This window comes from Armatimonas sp. (assembly GCF_031410135.1).
Classification (GTDB): domain Bacteria; phylum Armatimonadota; class Armatimonadia; order Armatimonadales; family Armatimonadaceae; genus Armatimonas.
Genome location: NZ_JANNYP010000685.1, coordinates 1 through 5,886, shown reverse-complemented (window position 1 = coordinate 5,886; position 5,886 = coordinate 1). Strand labels below are relative to the sequence as shown.

The following is a 5,886-nucleotide window of genomic DNA, read 5'->3' as shown; positions in this document are numbered from 1 at the left end:
CCCTGTACGCGGGTAACAGCTCGGCTGGTGGAGTAGATGCCTGGACCAGTGTGCAGAGCGATTCAGCCAGCAAAACTGCTGCCACACGAACCTACACCACCAGTACCACCCCGGCGCTGCGCTCGAACACGGTGAACTCGCTTGCGGCCACGGTTGCCACCAGCACCGCCCAAGCGGGGAGCAATACCTTGGCCATAGGCCATAGCTTGGGCGTTGACACGATTGACGAGCATTCAACCCAAGCCTCCAGTGGTATTAGCTATTACACTCGGGAAGGGACGACGGGGACGAGTGGGTACAGTCAGAAGAACTTTGGGGGTGCAATCTTCACGAAACTCATTACGACAAATAGCGTAGTAAAAGCATCGATGAGTTCATATTCGAACTCAAATATAACGATTGAGATGCTGTACAATCCTACAACTATTGCTCCAGCAGGGTCACCACACAGGTTCTTATACACCAATGGAGGAAATTGTGCGGGGAATAACATCGAGATCTATCTGGGTGGTGGAAGCATTCCAACTATCTGCACACAGTCTACTAACGTCGCAGCTGTATCTGCTTTGGCTAGTGCTAATGTCTGGTATCATTTAGTGTTCCAGATCACGGCTGGAGTGCCATCAATTTATGTGAATGGAGTACAACAAAGCCTTTCGTCTTCGCCCACGTATTCCTCGGGTACAGTTTCAGCTACATCAAACACCTTTATTGGCGGTCGAGGCGTAGAGGGAGGTGCTAGTTGCAGCCAGTGTACGGTGGCATATTATGACGAGTTTCGACTCTCCAATACCGCCCGCTACTCTTCAAACTTCACTCCTAGCAAAACCCCCTTCACCACCGACGCCAACACTGTAGCCCTCTACCACCTCAACGAGCGAGACGGCCAGACCATCTACGACTCCTCAAGCAATGCTAACAACGGAACCCTCGGTGCTACATCTTCAGTAGCTTCAGACGATCCACTTCGGGTGATTCCGGCTATCTCTGGAGCCAGTGACAATGTATCAGCAGTTGGGCTTACTAAAGCTGGGGGGACGGCGCGGGGGATGAGTTTTGATGGGACGAATGACTATATTTCTACTCCGAACTCGTCAACGACAAATGTCACCAGTACTGCAATTACTCTCTCGAGTTGGTTTAAATATACTGCCATACCTAGCACGGTTAATTTGGGAGCAGCCCTTATTGGGAAGGGTGGCTACGATACTTTCACTGGCTATGAGCTGCTCTTTCAAAACTCGTCAGGAGCACCGAGATTTCAGTTTAATATTTCCACCGGTGGTTCGTCAGGCACGTTAAATTACGTTCCTACCCTTACGCCAAATACCTGGTACCACGTCGTAGCTGTGTACAGTAGTAATGCCAGCGTAGCAAAATGGATTTATCTTAACGGAGTCTTGGTTGCTTCTGGGGGTGCCCAATTGGGTTCGATCACTTCTTCGGCTAGCTATCCGCTTGGCATTGGCCGACGCGATCCAGCCGATAACTATGCAGCATACCTGAATGGTTCCATCGCTAATGCCAGGGTCTACACTGCCGCCTTCTCGGCCACCGACGTCACCAACTTGTACAACGCTGAGCTAGCAGGGCGCACTTTTGACGGCTACTCCGGCAACCTGGTCGGATACTGGAAGCTCGATGAGCGCACCGGCCAAAATATCAGCGACTCCTCAGGATCTGGAAACAACGGCACCTTCGGCGCTACGTCCTCAGTAGCCTCAGACGACCCAACCCCAACCATCGCCGGGCCGGGCCTTACCCAGTCGCCAACTCTTTGGGTTGCCACCAATGGCGCGGGTTCTGATGACGGCGCGGTAACCTCTATCTCCCAGCCAAACGACCGCCAAGAGAAGGTTTACCTCACGACCAACTCCGATCTACCCGACCTCGATGTAACTTCACTCTCCATGAGCTCGGGGGGTCTCGCCTTCGTTGGCACCGAAAACGGCGGCTGGAGCACAGGAACGGGCGGCGCTCCCGAGCTTACCAACGGCGTGCGCCAGGGAGCTATGCACATCCGAGGAGCCACCCGTATCACCGGTGCAACACGGGTAAGTCGGTAAGATCCAGGGCGAATTCCGCTCTGGAAGGAAGCAGGGCTACGGCCGCGAAACGTCCAACAACGTCGCCGTCACTACCAACCGTTTGGTTTCGAGCAGGTCCTCGCAGGTGTAAAGGGTGAGGATGGCCTGCTCGCTCGGGCCAAGCACGCTTAGATCGCGCTCATCCACCGTCTTGGAGTCGGCTGCCTCGTAGGTGTAGACGGTGCCTTCCATGAACACGAAGAGGGGTGCGCCTTTCTTGAGCTTGCCGAGATTGTAGAAGGTGTCAGTGTTGGGCGGGAGGTACTGGAAACGGTGCCCTGCCAAGACGGTGTTGCCAGAGGCAAAACTGCCCTGCTGGTGCCAGGTTCCCCTCTGCCGCAGGAGCACGTCCAGGCTTTTCCCTTCCACGATAGGCTCGTCCACCCCGATGCTTGGGATCACCAGCGAGTTTTGGCGGGAAGGTTGGGTTTGTAGCTCGGCTGCCACCGCCGCAGGTTCGGGAGTGGGCGCAGGAGGGACAACTTTCTGGTAGATCGCCACAGCTTCATAGCTCACTTGAGGGCGGTACGGGAGGAGGAGGACGCCTGCGGCGGCGAGGCTAAGCAGGGCAAGTCCAAAGCGGACCCCTCGTGCGCGAGCGCTTTTCACGGACTCACCGTGAGGCTGCTGGGTGGAACTCGGTACCGCCAAAACCGCCCTAGCCAGAGCAACATCACCCTTCAGAGCAACGTCGCCTTTGCGGACAATGGACTGAGATCCGCGCGTAATGCCGTCGGGCTTTTTGAGTGGCGCTGTCATCCTCTCTAGTCTAACACTGGGAACCTCAGTCTAACACGGGGAACCTCGGGGGCGGAATACGTCTTACCAACAACGCCGCGCGGCACTCTAGACGACTGGGAAGCCCGGGAGTACCATGATGGTATGTTACCTATCGTTCTTCGATGAAGATTTCAGTACTCGCAGGTTTTTTCATCTGCGCTGTAGCCGTTATTGGAGTGCTGTCCGCTCCAGAGTCTGCCCACGCTGCCACCATCACCGTCTCCACGGCGGGCCTTCAGGAAGCCTACAACTCCGGCAACTACACTGTAGACGGTGACTGCACCCTGCGCGAGGCGATCAAAGCAGCCAATACGAACGCGGCGGTTGACGCCTGCGCCGCCGGTTCCGGCAGCGACACCATCGTCCTGCCCGCAGGAACCTACGACATTACCAATGCAGACAACGCAAGCAACGGCCTGCCGCAAATCACCACCAATATCACCATCACAGGGGCGGGTCGCGACACCACGATCATCCGCCGCGCCAATGACGCACTCAGCGGTGATCGCGGCAGCACGGCACCCTTGTTTCGCCTGTTTCAGGTGAGCACCGCTGGAAGCCTTTCCCTGAGCGGTATCACGATTCGAGGCGGCTACGTGCAGCTGGCCGAATACGGTGGCGGTATCCTAAATGACGGAACGCTCTCGGTGAGCAGCGTCGATTTCCGCTCCAATAGCTACGTTAATGCCGCTGGCGATCACGGAGGAGGGGGAGGGATTCATACAGTGCTTGCGGCGTCGGCTACAACTATCGTGAACAGCCGGTTCATCGGCAATACCTCCACCTATATGGGCAGCGGTCTCTACTGCCAGCGCGGCAGCCTGAACGTGAGCGGCAGCGAGTTTGCTTCCAACACCGGCACGGCGGTTGGCCTTGGTCATTGGTCCCTCGCTCTCGGCTGCCAAGCCACTATCTCCGGCAGCAGCATTCACGGCAGCACCAACCAGGCGGCGGGCGGATTCGTTCCCAATGGCGCTGCCATCAACGTCGACAACTGGGGCTACGGCGCGCTGAACGGCTCTACCAATCGCCTTACCCTCTCGACGAGCGAAATCTACAGCAATACCGGCCTGTACGCAGTGTATTGCTATGCTCGTGCCTGCAACCTTACCGACAACATCATTCATGACAACACGGCCATCGGGTACGCCGCTGGCGGCACGTCCGAAGCCTCAGGAGTTTCTCGCACCTCATTCTACGGCAATACCCGAGCCATTGGAGCGAGCAGCCCGACCCTCAACGACACGGGCGACGCGACCCTTCCGATCAACTTCCCGGTGCTCACCCGCAGCGAAATCGTCGGCGCTACGTTTGAGGTTGAAGGCTTTGCCCGTCCAGGCGCGCGCGTCGAGCTGTATGTAGCAGAAGTAGGTGGCGGTTCGTTCGCCGGAGGCCAAACCTATTTGACTTCCAAGACCGAAGGTTCGGCTGATGACCTCGATGCCACTACTGGCAGCTACGGCCCCAGCGCAGTGAACGGAGTCGTGGTGGGCAGCGATACTACCAACAAGTTCACGTTCCACATCCCTATCAGCTCCCTGAGCAGTTCCGTCCTTCCCGGTCAAAGCGTTACTTCAAGCGCCACGTTGAGCGCAGGGACTTCTGAGTTCGGCAACAGTGGTACTGCCACTGGCCTGTCCACTGCCCAGCTGGCGGCCCTCGCTTTTTCTTGCAACAAGGCTGTGGCTGGTTCAACTACCACCTGTAGCGCCAGCTTGCCCAGTGGGGCTACCCTGCCCACCGGCGGTATTCAGGTTGCAGCGGGGACTACTCCTGGTGGAACTTGTACGGTGGCCTCCGGAACGCTTACGTGCGCCGATGTGCCCACTGCTGCCACCCGCGGGGTGGCTTCGGTGGTAGCCAAGATCGCCTCAGACGCCTCCGCCACGACTTCCGCCCAGGCCACGGTGACCAGTCCGCTTGCCACGGCAGACCTCTCCGCGCTGGCGAGCACGGCTGGCGTTGCCTGCACGCCCAATACGGCCAAAACCAAAACCACCTGCACCGGTGCCCTGCCCAGTACCTTCACGGCGTCCGCCCGTTTGACCATGGGATTTGAGGGCGAAACGGCGGTGGATTGCAGCTTCAGCGGGGGCAATTTCGCTTGCGCCGACATCCCCGTGCCGAGCGGGAAGCTCATTTCGAAGGCTGGCGGCTCGCTTTGGGACCGTCTCGCTCATTTCTTCGCTCCCAAAGCCTTTGCCGCTGACGGTGCCTCCCTCATCGCTTCGGTGGATGGCGGCACGGCGACCTCCATCGGGCTCACCGTTGCCCTGGCGGATATTCCCGCGGCTACGCCAACCCCGACGCCCACCGCAACCCCCGCTATAAGCGCAACCCCGACGCCCGTCGCAACTCCTGAAGCAAGCGCTGATACCGCGCCGACTTTGGCCAGGACGGGCGACGATGCCGCGCCGGTCTCGCTGGCGGCCGGGCTCTTGCTGGTGCTGTGTCTTTGGGTTCGCCGACGAGTGGGAGACAAGTAGACGAGTGGGAGACAAGTAGCCGAATGCGAGGCAAGCAAGGCCCGCTCGTCGCCCCCTATAGAAGCCTTGCCTACAAAAAAGCCGCCCCGCCATGATCGGCGGGACGGCTCTTTGTTGGGGCTAACGTGCGAGCAGAGTCAGGGCGGTGATCTGGAGCACGAAGGCGATCAGGCAGGGAACCGCCCGTACGTAGTTGGCAAAGTCCCAGGCGTCGCGTGTCTTGGCCCAGTCGGCGGGCGGGTTCTTCGGGTTCCATTTGAGGATGGCAATGTTGTAAGGGATGTCGGTAAAGCCGCTGTAGGCCAGGGCAAGCACTACGAGGATCACCTCCCAGAGCGTGAGAGAGAAGACCGAGGCAAGGCCGTCAGCCCGGGCCTGGAGCATGCCGATGAGGGCGAGCACCATATAGACGACGGAAATGCCGCTCATCGCAACCTGGAGGATGCGGATCTGGACCTGCTTCACGAGGATATAGTTTTCGGCGTCAAGCTTTTTGAGGGAGGGGCTGATGGCGAGGGCGGCGGCGAACAGGA

At 58.5% G+C, this 5,886-nt stretch carries 4 protein-coding genes; 2 read left to right on the top strand and 2 right to left on the bottom strand.

Going from position 1 to position 5,886, the window contains the following annotated elements; translation table 11 throughout:
* Positions 1-2,066: LamG-like jellyroll fold domain-containing protein (locus tag RMO15_RS25020; protein WP_309719070.1), on the top strand; the 2,066-nt coding region annotated here is incomplete at its 5' end.
* A 36-nt stretch (positions 2,067-2,102) separates the two neighbouring features.
* Here RMO15_RS25020 and RMO15_RS25015 read toward each other — a convergent pair.
* Positions 2,103-2,846 carry a sortase gene (locus RMO15_RS25015; protein WP_309719067.1) on the bottom strand — a complete coding sequence of 248 codons (744 nt, stop codon included), beginning with the start codon at positions 2,844-2,846 and terminating at the stop codon, positions 2,103-2,105.
* 143 nt (positions 2,847-2,989) lie between these two features.
* Between RMO15_RS25015 and RMO15_RS25010 the strand changes: the two genes are divergently transcribed.
* A complete protein-coding gene (locus tag RMO15_RS25010) occupies positions 2,990-5,353 on the top strand; it encodes a hypothetical protein (protein WP_309719064.1) in 2,364 nt (787 codons plus the stop codon).
* A gap of 120 nt (positions 5,354-5,473) precedes the next feature.
* Here RMO15_RS25010 and RMO15_RS25005 read toward each other — a convergent pair.
* Positions 5,474-5,886 (bottom strand): anthrone oxygenase family protein (locus RMO15_RS25005; RefSeq protein WP_309719061.1); only part of this gene is annotated, 413 nt, incomplete at its 5' end.

Excerpts from the sequence above, each read along its gene's own strand:
- RMO15_RS25015 (WP_309719067.1), bottom strand. The coding sequence starts at position 2,846 with ATGACAGCGCCACTCAAAAAGCCCGACGGCATTACGCGCGGATCTCAG.
- RMO15_RS25010 (WP_309719064.1), top strand. The coding sequence starts at position 2,990 with ATGAAGATTTCAGTACTCGCAGGTTTTTTCATCTGCGCTGTAGCCGTT.